Genomic DNA, 17425 nt, shown 5'->3' on the forward strand with positions numbered 1-17425 from the left:
TGGTTTCTATCCTGATCCCTCGGCGCAAGGCGGCCTATGAGGCGCTGGCTCTACTGGTCCCTCTCGTCCACGTCCTTCTCGACCTCGATCTCCCCTTCGATCGCATCGTCGTCGTCGTCCAGGTCAGGGGTCTCGTCGAGCACGTCGTCATCCTCGGCGACATCCTCGACCTCCGCCTCCACGTCGGGCTCGTCGGCGGTACGGGCGACGGGCACCGGCTTCTTGAGGCGGCGGTCCTCGATATGATTGCCGCCGCGTTTCAGGCGCGGCTGTTCGGGCGGCTGCTCGGTGCCGCATTTTGGGCAGACGGGTGTCGTTTTGCCCAGATCGTAGAAGCGCGTTGCGCAGGACACGCAGGTGCGCTTGGTACCAAGTTCAGGCTTGACCATCGGGAGCCTCGTCGCGGTAGCCGTATTTCGGAAAGGGCGCGGCCTTGCCATCCCCTGAGCCGGCTGTCAAACCCCGCTCCCCGACCGAGCCCGATTTTGCGTTAAGAGATGATGATGGATCACGCGGCTGAGCTGCCCCGACCGTTGCGCGCGATACCCGGCGGACGGCCGCTCTCAGGCCGGATCCGCGTGCCGGGGGACAAGTCCATCAGCCATCGGGCGCTCATGTTCGGGGCTCTTGCCGAGGGCCGCACGCGGATCAGCGGCCTGCTGGAAGGCGAGGATGTGCTGCGGACGGCCGCCGCCATGCGGGCGCTCGGCGCCGAGGTGGTCCGCGGCGACCCCGGAGAGTGGCAGGTCCACGGCCAGGGGCGCGGTCATTTGCGTGAACCCGCCGATGTCATCGACATGGGGAATTCCGGCACCGCCGCCCGGCTGATCTGCGGCATTCTCGCGAGCCACCCTATCTTTGCGGTGCTGACCGGCGATGCAAGCCTGCGGGGGCGGCCGATGAAGCGGGTCACGGACCCACTTTCCGCCTGCGGTGCCCGCTTCACCGGGCGTGCCGGCGGCAGATTGCCCCTCGCGATCGAAGGTGCGGCGTCACCGAAGCCGCTGAACTACCGGCTTCCGGTCGCCTCTGCGCAGGTGAAGTCCGCGGTGCTGCTGGCCGGGCTGAACGCCGATGGCGAAACCCGGGTCGAGGAGCCCGAGGCCACGCGCGACCATACCGAGAACATGCTGCGGCATTTCGGCGCCGATGTTTCAGTCGAGAGCCTCGAGGAGAACGGGGGCAACGGCCGGCTTATCCGTCTGCGGGGCCGGCCGGCGCTGACGGGCGCCGATGTCGTCGTGCCGGGCGACCCCTCCTCGGCCGCCTTCCCGCTGGTGGCGGCGCTGCTCGTTCCGGGCTCCGAGGTCACCATCGCGGGGGTCGGCCTCAACCCGCTGCGGACCGGCCTCTTTGCCACGCTGCTGGAGATGGGCGCCGACCTCAGGGTCAGCGGCGAGCGCACCGAAGGCGGCGAGCCGGTGGGCGACCTGACCGTCCGGCATGAGGCCTTGCAGGCGGTCGAGGTATCGCGCGCTCGCGCGCCGAGCATGATCGACGAATTTCCGGTGCTGGCGGTGGCCGCGGCCTTCGCTCGCGGCACAAGCCGGTTCCGCGGCCTCTCCGAGTTGCGGGTGAAGGAAAGTGACCGCCTCGCCGCGACCGCGGCCCTCCTCGCCGTCAACGGGATCGGCGTCGAGATCGAGGGCGATGACCTCATCGTGCACGGCACCGGTGGGGCAGCGCCGCCGGGCGGCGGCACCGTCCTCACGCATATGGATCACCGGATCGCCATGTCGGCGCTGGTGCTGGGGCTCGGCACGCGGGCGCCCGTGACTGTCGACGACAGCGGTTTCGTCGATACCAGTTTTCCGGGGTTCGCCGATCTCATGCGCGGCCTCGGCGCCAACCTGACACCGGCATGACGGAAGCCGACGCGGACGCGCCGCTCACGGTCGCGATCGACGGGCCGGCCGCCTCCGGCAAGGGCACGCTGGCGCGGCGGCTGGCCGCGGTGCTCGGCCTGCCGCATCTCGATACGGGGCTGCTCTACCGCGCGGTCGGCAGGCGGGTGCTGGACGCCGGTGCGGACCCCGCGGATGCCCGGGCCGCGACCGTAGCGGCCGAGGCCCTCGTGCCCGACGACCTTCACCGGGGCGACCTTCGCGGCCCGGTCGCCGACGCCGCCTCCTCCCAGGTGGCCTCGGTTCCTGGTGTGCGGGCGGCCCTGCTCGCCTTCCAGCGCCGCTTCGCGGCCGGTGGGGCGGTGCTCGACGGGCGCGACATCGGCACCGTCGTGCTGCCGGATGCGCGGGTGAAGCTGTTCGTGACCGCGGGGCTGGAGGTCCGGGCAAACCGGCGCCACCAGGAGTTGCTGGGGCGCGGCGGCCCGCTCGCGGACCTCGCCACCATCCGGGCCGAGATGGCGGCGCGCGACGAGGCCGACAGCACCCGCGCGACGGCGCCTCTGCGGCCTGCCGACGATGCGGTGGTGCTCGACACCAGCGGGATGACGGCCGATCAGGCTTTGGCCCGGGCGGAGGCCATCATCCGATGGAGGCTGGGCGAATAGCCTCGTGAAACGACACTCGTGCTTTCGCTTGACTCGCAGCAAACTCGGCGTATTTCTCCCGCCTGAGCCGTCGCCGCCGATTTGACGGCCCTAAAGCCCAATTATCCGGCCCGCCATAGTCCTTCTGAGGGCATTGGGGGCAAGCCGTGTCCGCCCGGGATGGTCCCGCAGGCTGTGGCGCGCAAACCGGCGCGGCCTATCCGCCGCTCCCACTGATCAAGGACAGAAACCGACACATGTCAGCCAGTTCCGCCCTCCGCCCTCGCGACCAATCAGCGGAGGAGGATTTCGCGTCCCTTCTCGACGAGACTCTCGGCCGGGATACCGGGTTCGACGGGTCCGTCGTCTCGGGCCGCGTTCTACGGGTTACCGACGATGCCGTTATCGTCGACGTTGGCCTGAAGAGCGAAGGCCGGGTTCCGCTCAAGGAGTTCGCAGCCCCCGGCCAGAAGCCCGAGATCGCCATCGGCGATGTCGTCGAGCTTTACGTCGAGCGTTATGAGGACCGCGACGGCTCCATCGTGCTGTCGCGCGAGAAGGCCCGCCGCGAGGAGAGCTGGACCAACCTCGAAAAGGCCCATGCCGCCAACCAGCGCGTCAACGGCACCATCTACAGCCGCGTCAAGGGCGGCTTCACCGTCGACCTCGGCGGCGCCGTGGCGTTCCTTCCGGGCAGCCAGGTCGATATCCGCCCTGTGCGCGATGTCGGGCCGCTGATGGGCACGCCGCAGCCGTTCCAGATCCTCAAGATGGACCGCGCCCGCGGCAACATCGTGGTGTCTCGCCGCGCGGTGCTGGAGGAGACGCGCGCCGAGCAGCGCAGCGAACTCATCCAGGGCCTCAAGGAAGGCATGATCCTCGACGGTGTGGTCAAGAACATCACCGACTACGGTGCCTTCGTCGATCTCGGCGGCGTGGACGGCCTGCTGCACGTGACGGACATCGCGTGGCGCCGCATCAACCACCCCTCCGAGGCGTTGCAGATCGGCCAGCCCGTCAAGGTGCAGGTCATCCGCTTCAACCAGGAGACCCAGCGCATCAGCCTCGGCATGAAGCAGCTCGAGGTCGACCCGTGGGAGGGTGTGGCGGCGAAGTATCCGCCGGGCGCGAAGTATTCCGGCCGCGTCACCAACATCACCGACTACGGCGCCTTCGTGGAGCTGGAGCCCGGCGTCGAGGGTCTCGTCCACGTGTCCGAAATGTCCTGGACCAAGAAAAACGTCCATCCGGGCAAGATCGTCGCCACCAGCCAGGAAGTCGACGTGCTGGTGCTGGACGTGGATGCCGGCAAGCGCCGCATTTCGCTCGGCCTCAAGCAGGTTCAGCGCAACCCCTGGGAGCAGTTCGTCGAGGAGCATCCGGTCGGCACCGAGATCGAGGGCGAAATCCGCAACATCACGGAGTTCGGCCTGTTCATCGGGATCACCGCCGACATCGACGGCATGGCGCACATGTCCGACCTCTCCTGGGACGAGGCGGGCGAGCAGGCCATCACCAAGTTCAACAAGGGCGACATCATCAAGGCGAAGGTTCTCGACGTTGATGTCGAGAAGGAGCGCATCAGCCTCGGCATCAAGCAGCTGCGCGATGACCCGGCGGCCGGCGTCTTCGATCGCGTCCACAAGAACGACATCGTCACCTGCGTGGTGACGGCGGTGCAGGCCAATGGCGTCGAGGTTTCGGTCGACGACGTTCTGACCGGCTTCATCCGCCGTGCCGAACTGGCCCGCGACAAGGGCGACCAGCGCCCCGACCGTTTCGCCGTCGGCGAGAAGGTGGACGCGAAGATCCTCTCGGTCGACCGTGCCGCGCGCAAGCTCGCGCTCACCATCCGCGGCAAGGAGATGGACGAGGACAAGCAGGCCGTTCAGGAATACGGCAGCGTGGACTCGGGTGCATCTCTGGGCGACATCCTGGGCGCGGCCATCCGCCGCCGCAACCAGCAGTCGGACGTTTAACGCCCGTCCCATTTCGGGCTGGCTAGGATCGGCCGCCGGCGGTGTGCAAGCACCTCCGGCGGCCTTTTTGTTGGGTTAGCTGGAGGCGAGACTATGAGCCTGGAAACCGATCTGATCCTCGACCGCCGCCGCCTCAAGCGTGGCATGGTGACATGGCGGGTCATCGCGATTCTGGCGGTCGTGCTGGCCGCGCTGGCGCTGCTCGGGCGCGGAGCCGCAACATGGCCGGGCAGCCGCTTCGTCGCCGTGCTGCATGTCGACGGCATCATCACCGATGACGAGAAGCGGGTCGAAGCCGTGTCGGACCTGGCGGGGAACCGTCGCGCGGCCGCGCTGATGGTGGTGATCGACAGCCCTGGCGGCTCCGTCGCCGGTGGAGAGGCGCTGCACGACGCGATCGCCAAGGTCGCCAAGGTCAAACCAGTGGTCACTGTCATGGGCGGCATGGCGGCCTCCGCGGGTTACATGATCGCGGTTCCGGCGACGCGGATTTTCGCCCGCAACTCGACGATCACGGGCTCCATCGGCGTCATCATGGAAGCGCCTGAGGCGGGTGGCCTGCTCAGCAAGCTCGGGATCGACGTGCAGACCCTGGTCTCGGGTCCGCTGAAGGGCCAGCCGAGCTTCACGGCGCCGATGACCGATGCCGGGCGTCAGGCGCTGCAGGGTCTGTTGATGAATCTCTACGGGCAGTTCGTTGCCATTGTAGCCGACGGGCGGCACATGAGCGTGGCGGATGTGACGAAGTTGGCCGATGGCCGCGCCTACACGGGGCAGCAGGCATTGCCGCTGCATCTGGTGGACCAGATCGGCGGGATGGACGACGCACGAGCCTGGCTCGCGCACGCCAAGGGCGTTCCGGCCGATTTGCCGACAGAGGATGTCCCCGTTGCGGGAGGAGGTGTTTCGGTTCTGGGAATAAAGCTTGGCGGTGTTGCTAATCTGTTGTTTTCGCAGACACTTATGCTTGACGGCGCCCTGGCACTCTGGCAGCCTTCATAAGTCTGACACGCCCTGGACGATGCGTTCGGATAACTAGGCCTCATACCGGCTAGAGAATGACGCGCATCGTTCGCGAAGATGGGATGAAGTCAGCCTTATGACGAAGCCAGCCTTATGACAAAGTCTGAGCTGATCGCGGCGCTGGCGGAAGCAAATCCCCATCTCACCGGCAAGGACGTGGAGACGATCGTCGCCACAATCTTCGACCAGATCAGTCATGCCCTGGCGCGCGGCGAGCGCGTGGAGCTGCGGGGGTTCGGCGCGTTCACGGTGAAGCAGCGCCTGGCGCGCACAGGCCGGAATCCGCGCACGGGCGAAGCGGTCCCGGTCGATGAAAAGGTGGTACCCTTCTTCAAGGCGGGCAAGGAATTGCGGAGCCGCGTCAACAAGGGTGCGCGGGCGGACGCAAAACGCGAGGCCTGACGCAGACGGGGTTTGGCTCCTCGCGAGTTTCGCGTAAACTCCCTTGCATGCTCCGATTGATCCCGGCCCTCATCCTCATTCTCATCCTGGCACTCTTCGCGCTGTCGAACCGGCAGCCCGTGACCATCGGCTACTGGCCGACCGACTACACCACCCAGGTGCCACTGGCCGTGGCGATCCTCGTCGGGATGGCCATTGCCTTCGTCCTCGGAGCGGCCGTGGTCTGGGTCGATCATCTCGGTCTCGGCCGCCGTGCCCGGCGTGCGGAGTCCGAGGTCCGGCGTCTGAAGGCCCAGCTTGCAGATGCCGAGGCGCGGAAGACACCTCCCTCCTACACCCAGGGCCTGCCGAGCATGCGGCGGCCGGAGCCGGTTCTACCGCCGCCCGAGGGCTGAGCCGATGGCCGCCGTCGCCAACAGGATCATCGCCGCGATCGATACGGCTGACCTCGGCGTCGCCCAAGGCTGGGCGCGGGCGCTCCACGGCGACGTGGGCATGCTCAAGCTCGGCCTCGCCTTCTTCCTGGCGCAGGGGCCCGCAGGGGTTCGCGCGATGACAGGGTTGCCGATTTTCCTCGACCTCAAGCTGCACGACATCCCGAACACCGTCGCCGGCGCCGTCTCGGCCGTCCTGCCTCTCGGCGTCTCGATGCTGACGCTCCACGCGTCCGGTGGCTCGGCCATGATCGCCGCCGCCCGCGACGCCGCCGAGGCCGGCGGCCCAGCCCGGCCGAAGCTGCTGGCGGTCACGGTGCTGACCAGCCTCTCCGCAGAGGCCCTCGCCGAAACCGGGGTCGGCACCACCCCGCAGGCTCAGGTGCTGCGGCTGGCGAGGCTCGCGCTCGCGGCCGGCGCGGACGGTTTGGTGTGCAGCCCGCTGGAGGTTGCAATGCTCCGACGCGAGATCGGACCGGAGCCGCTGCTGGTGGTGCCGGGCATCCGCCCCGCAGACGCGCCCGCCGGGGATCAGGCCCGCACGCTGACCCCCCGCGCGGCGATGGCGGCGGGCGCCGACTGGCTGGTGATCGGGCGGCCGATCACGGAGGCGCCCGATCCAGCCGGTGCCGCGCGGGCCATAGCGGCGGAACTCACCGCGCAGGCAGCCTGATGCGCATCAAGATCTGCGGCATCAACAGCGCCGATGGCCTTGCCGCGGCAGCCGATGCCGGCGCCGATCACGTCGGTTTCGTCTTCTTCCCGCCCTCGCCGCGCTACCTGACGCCCAAGCAGGCCGCCACCCTGCGAGCGACGCGGCCCGACGGCCCGCAGAGCGTCGGGTTGTTCGTGAAGCCGGGCCTAGACGAGATCGCCGCGGTGCTCGCCGAGATGCGGCTCGACGCTTTGCAGATATACGGCGACGCCGCTTTGGCCCAGGCGGTCCGCATCCGCTTCGGCCTGCCCGTGTGGCTGGCGGTGGGGGTCGCGACACCCGGCGATCTCGCAGCGGCCGAGCGAGCGGCGCTGGGGCTCGACGGGATGGTGGTCGAGGCCAAGCCCCCACCCGGGGCGACGCGGCCCGGCGGGAACGCGACGGCACTCGACTGGTCCCTGCTCGCGGGGTGGAACCCGCCATTGCCCTGGCTGCTCGCGGGCGGCCTCACGCCCGGCAATGTCGCGGAGGCGATCGCACTTTCGGGCGCCACCGGCGTCGATGTCTCGTCGGGTGTCGAGCAGGAGCCTGGGGTCAAGGATCCGGCGCTCATCCGCACGTTCATCACGTCGTCACGAAACGCCGCTGCCGCCCTTTCGGCCCGGACGCGCCGGGAGTATGACAGCGCCGATCAGGGGGTCCCGTGAACAAGCACTTCGCAGTACAGGAAAGCGGTCCGTTTACGGGCCAGACCGGAGGCCAGGGTGGGGGCCAGAACAGCCTTCGCCAGGGCCCGGACGAGCGTGGCCGCTTCGGCGTGTTCGGCGGCCGGTTCGTCGCCGAAACGCTCATGCCGCTCGTGCTCGAAGTCGAGCGCGCCTACGAGGCGACCAAGACGGACCCTGAGTTCCAGGCGGAGCTCGACGGCTACCTCAAGAATTACGTCGGCCGCCCCAGCGCGCTGTGGTTCGCCGAGCGCCTGACGAAGCATTTCGGCGGCGCCAAGATCTACTTCAAGCGCGAGGACCTCAACCACACCGGCGCGCACAAGATCAACTCGTGCATGGGGCAAATTCTGCTCGCCCGCCGCATGGGCAAGACCCGGATCATCGCCGAGACCGGCGCCGGCCAGCACGGCGTGGCCACCGCCACCGTCTGCGCGCTGTTCGGCCTGCCGTGCACCATCTACATGGGCGCGACCGACGTGGAGCGGCAGAAGCCCAACGTCTTCCGCATGAAGCTGCTCGGCGCCGAGGTCCGTGCGGTCACGGCAGGCTCGGCCACGCTCAAGGATGCGATGAACGAGGCGATGCGCGACTGGGTCGCCAACGTCAGCGACACCTATTACCTGATCGGCACGGCGGCAGGCCCGCACCCCTACCCCGAGATGGTCCGCAATTTCCAGTGCGTGATCGGCAACGAGGCGAAGGCCCAGCTCATAGAGGCCGAAGGCCGCCTGCCGGACGTCGCCATCGCCTCCGTCGGCGGCGGCTCGAACGCCATCGGCCTGTTCCATCCGTTCCTGGACGACGCCTCCGTGCGGCTGATCGGCGTCGAGGCGGCGGGCCACGGGATCGACACCGAGAAGCACGCCGCCAGCATGGCGCGGGGCAAGCCCGGCGTCCTCCACGGCAACATGACCTACCTGCTGCAGGACGGCGACGGCCAGATCCAGGAGGCGCATTCCATCAGCGCCGGGCTCGACTATCCTGGCGTCGGCCCCGAACATTCCTGGCTCTTCGAGAGCGGCCGCGTTCAATACGTCCCCATCAATGACGACGAGGCGCTGGAGGCGTTCCAGCTCTGCTGCCGTGTCGAGGGCATCATCCCCGCCCTCGAATGCGCTCATGCGCTGGCTCACATCGCCAAGATCGCGCCGACGATGACCCCGGACGAGATCATCCTGCTCAACCTCAGCGGCCGCGGCGACAAGGACATCTTCACCGTCGCCGCCCATACCGGGCAAACCCTGTGAGTCGCATCGCGGCCCGCTTCGCGGCGCTGAAACGGGAGGGGCGAGGCGCGCTGATCCCCTTCCTCGAAGCCTATGACCCGGATCTGGAAACGAGCACGGCCATTCTGCACGGCATGCCGGAAGCCGGCGCCGACCTCATCGAGATCGGGATGCCCTTCACGGATCCGATGGCGGATGGCCCCACCATCCAGCTCGCCGGGCAGCGCGGGTTGAAAGCGGGCGCGACCCTCCTCGGCACCATCGCCATGGTCCGCCGCTTCCGCGAGACGGACAACGAGACGCCGGTCATCCTCATGGGCTACCTCAACCCGATCGTGGCGTATGGGCCCGAACGCTTCTGCGTCGATGCCGCCGCCGCCGGGGTGGACGGGCTGATCGCGGTCGACCTGCCGCCCGAGGAAGCCGACATGCTGGCGCCCCATGCCCAAGCGAATGATCTGGATATCATCCGGCTGATCGCACCGACCACGGACGAGGCCCGCCTGCCCTACGTGCTCGAAGGCAGTTCGGGCTTCATCTACTACGTGAGCATCACCGGCGTCACCGGAACCCGCAGCGCCTCGGGGGCGGACCTCGCCGCGGCCATTCCCCGCCTGCGACGGTTCAGCAAACTGCCCATCGCCATTGGTTTCGGCGTCCGCACCCCTGCTCAGGCAGCCGAGGCCACATCCATTGCCGACGGCGCCGTCGTCGCCTCCGCCCTCATCGAGACGCTCGCGAAAAGCCTCGACGAGCATGGCCGCGCCACACCGGAAACGGCAGTCCTCGTGCTGGATCAGGTGCGGTCCCTCGCCAACGCCGTGCGCGCCGTCCGCGTGGCAGCCTGAACCACAGCGGTTCTTTCGTAAAAAAGAACCAAAGAACTTCCTTCCATAGAAGGGGAGAGCGCCGATGAGCTGGCTCACCGAATTCGTCCGCCCGAAAATCCGCACGCTGCTTGGCCGCAAGGATGTGCCGGAGAACCTCTGGCACCAATGCCCGTCCTGCCAGCAGATGATCTTCCAGCGCGACCTGGAGACCAACCTCAAGGTCTGCATGCATTGCGGCCACCACATGCGCGCCACCGCGAGAGAGCGCCTCGCCTGGACCTTCGACGACGGCGCCTACACGCTGATCGATACCCCGCGCGTGCCGCAGGACCCGCTGCGCTTCCGCGACAGCAAACGCTACTCGGACCGGCTGAAGGAAGCCCGCGAGAAAACCAAGCTGGATGAGGCGATCCTTGTCGCCCACGGTCAGCTCGGCGGCCGTAAGGTCGTCGTCGCCGCCATGGACTACGCGTTCATGGGCGGTTCCATGGGGGCGGCGGTCGGTGAAGGCATCGTCGCCGCCGCCAAGCTCGCGGTGCTGCAGAAGGCGCCCCTGATCATCTACGTGACCTCCGGCGGCGCACGCATGCAGGAGGGGGCGATCAGCCTCATGCAGATGCCGCGAACCGTCATCGCGACGCAGATGGTCAAGGAGGCCGGGCTGCCGTTCCTCGTCGTGCTCACCGACAACACCTTCGGCGGCGTGACGGCAAGCTTCGCCATGCTGGGCGACATCCAGATCGGCGAGCCCGGCGCCATCATCGGCTTCACCGGCCCCCGCGTCATCGAGCAGACGGTGCGGGAGGTGCTGCCCGAAGGCTTCCAGCGTTCGGAATACCTCTATGACCACGGCATCCTCGACATGATCGTGATCCGTGCCGAGATGCGCGCGACGCTGGCCCGGCTGGTCGACATGCTCCAGCCGCCGGTTATTGCAGTCGAGCCACCCCCGGCGCCGGCTGCTACGTCGACGGACCTCGTGACCGTCTGAGCGATGCCGGCTATCGCTGAACGCGTACGGGAGCGCAGCCAGGACCCTCGGGTCGACGGCGTGCTGGAGAGGCTGTTGCGCCTCTATCCGCGCGCGATCGATCTCGACATGGGCCGCCTGCGGGTGCTGTTGGAGAAGCTCGGCCATCCCGAGCGGCGGCTGGCGCCGGTGCTGCATGTGGCGGGCACCAACGGCAAGGGCAGCACCTGCGCCTTCGCGCGCGCCATCGCCGAGGCCGCCGGTCTGCGAACCCAGGTCTATACCTCGCCGCATCTGGTCGATTTCAACGAGCGCATTCGGCTGACCCATGGCCTGGTGGAGACAGCAGCCCTCGCCGATGCGCTGGAGGCGGTGGAGCGGGTCAATGCCGCCGCGCCGATCACGGTGTTCGAGGTCATCACCGCCGCCGCCTTCCTCCTGTTCGCGGATGATCCCGCCGATCTCTGCATTCTGGAGGTCGGGCTCGGCGGCCGCGGCGACACGACCAACGTGATCGAGCGACCGGCGGCCTGCGCCATCACCTCCATTTCGATCGATCACCGGGAGTTTCTGGGCGACAGCCTCACAGGAATAGCCGCCGAAAAGGCCGGGATCATCAAGACTGGCGTTCCGGTCGTGACCGGCGCGCAGGCGCCCGAGGTTTTGGATGTCATCGCCGAACACGCGGACCGCCAGGGCACAAGGCTTTACATGCGGGGCCGGGACTGGACCATCGAGGTCGCGGGCGACGGCTTGCACTATGCTGATGCTGCCGGAGAGTTGTCGCTGCCTTGGCCGTCGCTGGCGGGCGAGCACCAGCACGACAATGCGGGTATCGCGATCGCCGCGATGCGGGCATCCGGGCTTTCCATCTCGCAGGCGGCGTTCGGGCGGGGGCTGGCGCGGGCGGAGTGGCCCGGCCGGATGCAAAGGCTCGGCGGGTCGCTCGCCGCGGAGTTGCCCCGAGGGTGGGAGCTTTGGCTGGACGGCGCGCATAATCCAGGGGCGGGCGTCGCACTCGCGCGTCATCTGGCGGGCTGGACGGACCGGCCCCTTCACCTCGTCATCGGCATGAAGCAGGGCAAGGACGCGGCCGAGTTCCTCAAGCCGTTGCTGCCCTACGCGCAAAGCGTCTGGGCGGTGGCCGAGCCGGACCAGTATCTGGCGCTGCCGGTCGCGGATGTCATCGCGGCCTCCGGCGGGGTGGCACGGGAGGGCGGCACGGTCGCGGAGGCTCTGGCCAAGCTCGCCGCCACCGGGGGTCGGGCGTCGGCACGGGTTTTGGTATGCGGAAGCCTCTACCTCGCGGGCGCGCTGCTGAGGCGCGGCCAGCGCTGAGTCATCGACCGAACGCTGCAGTGGTCCCGAGATAACCTGCGCCGGTTGCGACGATGCACAGGACCACCGACAGCGCCACGTTCGCCAGCGCCGCAGCTGCGCGCCCTTCTCGCAACAACTCGAAGGTCTGCAGGCTGAACGACGAGAAGGTGGTGAAGCCGCCGCAGAAGCCGACCATCAGGAAGATGCGGACCTCCTGAGTGATGAGAGTGCGTGTCGGCGAGAGCGCTGACGCTGCTACGATGCCGATCACCAGCGAGCCCGCCACGTTGATCACCATCGTGCTCCATGGGAAGCCCGAACCCACGAGACGAACGGCGGTTACGCCCACCCATGCGCGTGCGACGCTGCCGGTGGCGCCGCCAAGCGCCACGAGCACATAGGTGAGTGCATTCATCGGCCTTCAGTCGATCTCAGGCGGGGAGATGCTCGGCGATGTAGGGCGGCAGATGGAAGGCGGCGGCGTGGACCTCGGGGGACCAATAGCGCGTCGCGCCGAGAATGCCTGCGGCCTCTGCCCGCGCCCTGATCGTCGCCAAGTCGACGTTCGCGATCCCAGGCTGCTTCGAGGCCCAGCCGAGCGTCATGTAGCCGCCGACGTAGGTCGGTACTGCCGCGACGTATGCGCCGACATGCGGGAAGAACTGACGGCGGCGCAGGCTGGTGTCGCGAAGCTCTTCGTCCTGCATGAAAGGCACGCCGCACTGGTTCACGATCAGGCCGCCGTCGGTGAGGATGCGGGCGCTGTTTTCGTAGAACTCGTCGGTGAACAGAACCTCTCCCACGCCGATGGGATCGGTGCTGTCGACGATGATGACGTCGAAGCTCGCATCCCGCGCGCGACGGACATAGTCGATGCCGTCGCCGACGATCACCTCGCCGCGCGGGTTGGTCCAGGCATCGCCGGCGACATCGGGCAGGAACTCTTTCGCCAGCCGGATGACCTCGCCATCGATCTCGGCCATCACCGCGTGCCTGACGCCCTGATGCTCCAGCACCCGCCGCAGCACGCCGCCGTCGCCGGCGCCGATGATGAGCACGCGCTTCGCCGCGCCATGGGCGATCAGCGGCACATGCGCCAGCATCTCCTGATAGACGAACTCGTCGCCCTCGGTGATCTGGATGATGCCGTCGAGGACCATGACGCGCCCGTGCGTCTCGCTCTCGAAGATCATGATGTCCTGAAAGTCGCTCTGGACACGGGCGAGTTCCCGGACGACGCGAAATCTCTGTCCCCAGGCGGGGTACAGCGTCTCGTTGAGCCAAACGTCGGTCGGCATGCCATGCTCCGATACACTACGGATCAGAGCACCCGCGCACGCCGGCGCGGATGAGCCTGATGTCAGAGGATAAAGCCGCCTAGGCGCCGCGGCTGCCGCGGCGCTGCTCGTCCAGATCGATCCGGGTCGGGCTGAATGCCGCCTGGAGAACCGGAATTCCCAGATGCGGATTGCAATCCCCGCACATGAAGATGTCGATCGCCGCAAAGTCCTTCTCGGGCCAAGTGTGGATCGAGATGTGGCTCTCCGCAAGCACAAGCACGCCCGACACGCCGCCATTCGGCGTGAAGTGGTGAAAGTGCGAATGCAGGATCGTGGCACCGGCGACCACGGCGGCCTCGCGCAGAGCGCGATCGATATGATCCGGTTCAGAAAGATTGCTCGCACCCCAAAGATCGACCAGCAAATGCATGCCGGCGAATCTCTGCCCGTCGCGTTCGATCCAATAGTCCTTCTGCACCTCCGCATCGGCGGTGGTGGCAGTCGTCTGGTTCTCGCTCGGGAATTCCGAGACCATCCCCAGTCGGGCAAGTGCGTTCATCCGCATGCTCCCTCAACCAGTAGACGGCCTGTTGGACATGCCCTCATTGACATGCCCCCTGGGGCCAAGGCGGCGGGTTATGCGGGCCGCAGCCCCCCGGCGCAAGTGAAATTATGCCGCATGGCCTGTGTTCGGCTATGCATCAGGGGAGGATTGTAACGGTCTCCCCCCGATTCGCCTCATCTTTCTCTCAAGAAATCAGCGATTCTGGAGATCGTTTTCTCGTCCATGAGCGCCGGGGCGTGACCGGCACCCGGAACGACAAGGCTCGCCGAACCCGACGCCACCATCTCCTCGAGCGTCTCCGGGAGCAGGAGATCGCTCCGCTCGCCGCGGATGGTCAGCATCGGAACGTCAATTTTCCGCCAAAAATCCATCAGGTTCACATCAGCCGGCTCTTGCGAACGGATGGGATCGGCGATCGCGGGATCGTAGTGCAGCGTCACCGCGCCGTTCGGCAGCGCCCGCGATGAATGGCGCGCCATCTCGGCCCAGCCGGCGTCGTCGGGCACGCCGAAGCTTCCGTGAATGATCCGGAGATGTGCCTCGAGGGCGCCGAGATCGGGGAACTCCGGCGGCGGCAGCATGTAGTCCCGGATGCGGGCCAGGGCGGCGGCCGGAATGAACGGGCCGATGTCGTTGAGCACCATGCGCGAGATCGGCGTGCCCGGCTGCGCGGCCAGCACCATCCCGCAGATCCCGCCGAGGGAGGTGCCGACCCAGAGCACCGGCCCGCCGATCACCGCCAGAAGGTGGGACAGTGCCGTGATGTAAGTTTGAGGTTGATAGAGGTTCGGGTCACTCAGCCAGTCCGAGTGGCCGCGTCCCGGCAGATCGGGGCAGATGACGCGGAAGTCGGTCGCCAGATGCTCGGCGAGGCGGTCGAAATCCCGCCCCTGCCGGGTCAGGCCGTGGACGCAGACGACCGCCGGCGCGCCGGGATCGCCACGCTCCACATAGGCCATCTCGTGGAAACCATCGCCGAGCAGATAGCGGACGCGACCGATACGCTGTTCCATTGCCTTATCCTTGCCTGGAAGGTGGGCTTGCATCTTGGCGAGCAGTCATGACCCTTGCGATGATGCCGAGCAATCGCAAGGACGATGACCATCGCTCAAGCTGACACCAAGGAAAGGCCCGCCAGCAGGACGGGGCGGCTGCGGGCACTGCCACGCTGGCTGCGGCGGACGCTGACGGCCGTCGGCCTCGTGCTCGCGGCGCTCATCATCACCATCGCCGCGTTGATCTGGCGCGTGCTCCCGCCGCAGGACGACGTGCTGACGATCCCCGGCGTCGACGACCCCGTAGGCGTCAGCTTCGACAGCAACGACATCCCCTTCATCCGCGCGAGTTCGCCCACCGACGCCGCCACCGCCCTCGGCTACATCCATGCCCGCGACCGCATGTTCCAGATGGAACTCATGCGACGGGCGGCGTCGGGCACCCTCGCCGCCGTCTTCGGTCAGGCAGCCCTGCCGAACGATGAGGAGATGCGGATCCTCGGCGTGCGCGAAAGCGCCAAGGCCGATGTCGCCGATCTCTCGCCCGAGGCGCGCGCGCTGCTGCAGGCATACGCCAACGGCGTGAACGCGTGGATCGAGCGGCGCGGATGGCTGTCGGCGCCCGAGTTCATCGTGCTCGGCAGGCCGCAGCCCTGGACGATCGTGGACAGCCTGCTCTGGGGCAAGACCATGGGCCTTTGGCTCTCGGGCAACTGGGAGGTCGAGCTCCAGCGGCTGGCGCTGTCCGCCCATATGTCGCGCGAGAAGATCGACAGCCTGTGGCCGGTTGCCGGCAAGCCGCCGCCTCCGGTGGACGCCGCCCTCGACTACCCGGCAGGAGCCGTGGCCGAGGCGCGCCGGGCGCTGACCTGGGTCCGCCATTACCCCAAAGCCTTCACCCAACCCGCGCAAGCCTCGAACGCGTGGGCCGTGTCGGGCGGGCATACCGCCTCCGGGGAGCCGCTGCTCGCCGGCGACCCGCATCTCGCCTTCAACTTCCCCGGCCTCTGGTACCTCGCCCGCATCGACACGCCACAGGGGACGCTCGCCGGCGCGACCGTGCCCGGACTGCCCTTTCTGCTGATCGGCCACAACGATCATGTCGCCTGGACCTTCACCTCCACGGGCGCCGATACGCAGGACATCTTCATCGAGCACGTCACGCCGGACGGAAAGCAGTACGAGACGCCGAGCGGGCCACAGGATTTTGTCACCCGCCGCGAGGTGATCCAGGTGCGGGGGCATCCCGACGTGGTCCTGACGGTCCGCATCACGCGGCATGGGCCGGTGATCGACCAGGGGCCGACCCCGCATACCCTGCTGACGGCCGAGATGGCGAACCTCGCGCCGCACGACACCGACGCCGACGGGCTGCTGATGCTCAACCAGGCGCGCTGGGTCTCGGATGCGGGACTAGCGGCGGTCAAGATCACCAGTCCGGTGCAGAACCTCATCACAGCGGATACGGCGGGGAACATCGCCTTCTACACGACTGGACGCGTGCCCCTTCGGCGCTCGGGCGACGGGTCGTGGCCTACGGACGGCGCCGACGGCCAGCATGACTGGACCGGCTGGGCCGCCGGCAACAAGCTGCCCCATAGCGTGAACCCGGCGTCGGGGCAGCTGGTGAACGCCAACGAGCCGACGGCGTCTCCCGACTTCCCGGTGAAGCTCGGGCGCGACACCTTCGGCGACTGGCGAGCCCAGCGCATCCGAACGCTGCTCGACGACAGCGAGCGCGAGACGCCGCGGACCTTCGCGCTCATGCAGACCGACATCATCAGCGACTACGCTCAGAGATTGCTGCCGGTGCTGAACGAGCTGGCAGTGCCGAAGGACGACCCGGCGGCACCCGCGGCGGCCCTGCTGCAGGGCTGGGACGGCCGCATGGCGATGGCGAGCCCGCAGCCGCTCATCTTCAACGCCTGGACGCACGCCTTCATGGATGCGGTGCTGGCGGCGAACGAAGTGAGCCCGGATCAGGCGCCGATGCAGGACGAGCGCTTCATCCTGTCGCTCCTGTTGCCGGCCGATGGCGCGAAGGCTCAGGCGAAGCTCTGGTGCCACGGCGACTGCCGGCCCCTGCTGCTCTCGGCGCTTGACCAGTCAATGGCGATGCTACGTCACTACTACGGCTCCGACGCCGCCCATTGGCGCTGGAGCGCGGCGCACCCGGCGCTGTTCGCCCATCCGCTGCTCAGCCGCCTGCCCCTTCTGGGCTGGCTGGGACGGATCACGATCCCGGTGCCCGGCGATGCCACCACCATCGACGTGTCCGCGCCGGGCTTCCTGCCGGGCCGCGGCGAGTTCACCGCGCTCCATGGACCGGAGCTGCGCGGCGTCTATGACCTTTCGGATCTGGACCGGAGCCTTTTCGTCATAGCGCCGGGCCAGTCGGGTGATCTGCTCGACCCCCATGCGACAGATTTTCTGCAACGCTGGCGCGCGGGGGGGAGCGTGCAGCTCGGACCCGAGCCGAATGTAGTTTCCCGGCAGATAAGGATCATGCCAAAGTCCCGCTCGTGAA

General features: G+C 67.9%; 18 protein-coding genes. 13 read left to right on the forward strand and 5 right to left on the reverse strand.

Going from position 1 to position 17425, the window contains the following annotated elements:
* Positions 1–50: 50 nt before the first annotated feature.
* Positions 51–389, reverse strand: coding sequence for a TIGR02300 family protein (locus ACOEQ1_RS09310; protein WP_419758972.1), 339 nt, complete (start codon positions 387–389; stop codon positions 51–53).
* A 108-nt stretch (positions 390–497) separates the two neighbouring features.
* Between ACOEQ1_RS09310 and aroA the strand changes: the two genes are divergently transcribed.
* The 12 genes from aroA (at position 498) to ACOEQ1_RS09370 (ending at position 12076) form a co-directional block, all read left to right on the forward strand.
* Positions 498–1865 carry a 3-phosphoshikimate 1-carboxyvinyltransferase gene (aroA, locus tag ACOEQ1_RS09315; RefSeq protein ID WP_419758973.1) on the forward strand — a complete coding sequence of 456 codons (1368 nt, stop codon included), beginning with the start codon at positions 498–500 and terminating at the stop codon, positions 1863–1865.
* Positions 1862–2512, forward strand: coding sequence for a (d)CMP kinase (locus tag ACOEQ1_RS09320; RefSeq protein ID WP_419758974.1), 651 nt, complete (start codon positions 1862–1864; stop codon positions 2510–2512). Before aroA ends, ACOEQ1_RS09320 begins: the two co-directional genes overlap by 4 nt.
* 236 nt (positions 2513–2748) lie before the next feature.
* Positions 2749–4470, forward strand: coding sequence for a 30S ribosomal protein S1 (rpsA, locus tag ACOEQ1_RS09325; protein WP_419758975.1), 1722 nt, complete (start codon positions 2749–2751; stop codon positions 4468–4470).
* A gap of 93 nt (positions 4471–4563) precedes the next feature.
* Positions 4564–5472, forward strand: a complete 909-nt coding sequence (gene sppA / locus ACOEQ1_RS09330) for a signal peptide peptidase SppA (RefSeq protein WP_419758976.1) — start codon at positions 4564–4566, stop codon at positions 5470–5472.
* A 114-nt stretch (positions 5473–5586) separates the two neighbouring features.
* On the forward strand, positions 5587–5895 hold the full coding sequence (gene ihfB, locus ACOEQ1_RS09335; RefSeq protein ID WP_419758977.1) for an integration host factor subunit beta: 309 nt from the start codon (positions 5587–5589) through the stop codon (positions 5893–5895).
* A 47-nt stretch (positions 5896–5942) separates the two neighbouring features.
* A complete protein-coding gene (locus ACOEQ1_RS09340) occupies positions 5943–6290 on the forward strand; it encodes a LapA family protein (RefSeq protein WP_419758978.1) in 348 nt (115 codons plus the stop codon).
* A 4-nt stretch (positions 6291–6294) separates the two neighbouring features.
* On the forward strand, positions 6295–7002 hold the full coding sequence (pyrF, locus tag ACOEQ1_RS09345; RefSeq protein ID WP_419758979.1) for an orotidine-5'-phosphate decarboxylase: 708 nt from the start codon (positions 6295–6297) through the stop codon (positions 7000–7002).
* Positions 6999–7691, forward strand: a complete 693-nt coding sequence (locus ACOEQ1_RS09350) for a phosphoribosylanthranilate isomerase (protein ID WP_419760671.1) — start codon at positions 6999–7001, stop codon at positions 7689–7691. The genes pyrF and ACOEQ1_RS09350 overlap by 4 nt, the downstream gene beginning before the upstream one ends.
* 110 nt (positions 7692–7801) lie before the next feature.
* Positions 7802–8959 carry a tryptophan synthase subunit beta gene (trpB, locus tag ACOEQ1_RS09355; protein WP_419760672.1) on the forward strand — a complete coding sequence of 386 codons (1158 nt, stop codon included), beginning with the start codon at positions 7802–7804 and terminating at the stop codon, positions 8957–8959.
* Positions 8956–9786, forward strand: coding sequence for a tryptophan synthase subunit alpha (trpA, locus tag ACOEQ1_RS09360; protein ID WP_419758980.1), 831 nt, complete (start codon positions 8956–8958; stop codon positions 9784–9786). The genes trpB and trpA overlap by 4 nt, the downstream gene beginning before the upstream one ends.
* Before the next feature lie 64 nt (positions 9787–9850).
* The gene (gene accD, locus ACOEQ1_RS09365) at positions 9851–10759 is read left to right on the forward strand and encodes an acetyl-CoA carboxylase, carboxyltransferase subunit beta (protein ID WP_419758981.1); all 909 of its coding nucleotides are present in this window, start codon (positions 9851–9853) and stop codon (positions 10757–10759) included.
* A 3-nt stretch (positions 10760–10762) separates the two neighbouring features.
* A complete protein-coding gene (locus tag ACOEQ1_RS09370; RefSeq protein WP_419758982.1) occupies positions 10763–12076 on the forward strand; it encodes a bifunctional folylpolyglutamate synthase/dihydrofolate synthase in 1314 nt (437 codons plus the stop codon).
* Position 12077: 1 nt separating this feature from the next.
* Here the strand turns inward: ACOEQ1_RS09370 and crcB are convergent, their stop codons facing one another.
* The 4 genes from crcB to ACOEQ1_RS09390 all read right to left on the reverse strand — a co-directional run bounded on the left by crcB (position 12078) and on the right by ACOEQ1_RS09390 (position 14916).
* A complete protein-coding gene (gene crcB / locus ACOEQ1_RS09375; protein WP_419758983.1) occupies positions 12078–12473 on the reverse strand; it encodes a fluoride efflux transporter CrcB in 396 nt (131 codons plus the stop codon).
* Positions 12474–12489: 16 nt separating this feature from the next.
* Complete coding sequence (gene speE / locus ACOEQ1_RS09380; protein ID WP_419758984.1) at positions 12490–13356, reverse strand: polyamine aminopropyltransferase; 867 nt, start codon at positions 13354–13356, stop codon at positions 12490–12492.
* A gap of 79 nt (positions 13357–13435) precedes the next feature.
* Complete coding sequence (gene speD, locus ACOEQ1_RS09385) at positions 13436–13897, reverse strand: adenosylmethionine decarboxylase (RefSeq protein ID WP_419758985.1); 462 nt, start codon at positions 13895–13897, stop codon at positions 13436–13438.
* Positions 13898–14076: 179 nt separating this feature from the next.
* Positions 14077–14916: an alpha/beta fold hydrolase gene (locus ACOEQ1_RS09390; protein WP_419758986.1), complete on the reverse strand. Its 840-nt coding sequence runs from the start codon at positions 14914–14916 to the stop codon at positions 14077–14079.
* 84 nt (positions 14917–15000) lie between these two features.
* On the opposite strand from ACOEQ1_RS09390, the gene ACOEQ1_RS09395 reads away from it, so the two are divergent.
* Entirely contained in the window at positions 15001–17424 is a 2424-nt protein-coding gene (locus ACOEQ1_RS09395) for a penicillin acylase family protein (protein WP_419758987.1), read from the forward strand.
* Position 17425 lies beyond the last annotated feature (1 nt).

Origin of the sequence: Acidisoma sp. (assembly GCF_965199065.1) — a bacterium.
Lineage (GTDB): Bacteria > Pseudomonadota > Alphaproteobacteria > Acetobacterales > Acetobacteraceae > Acidisoma.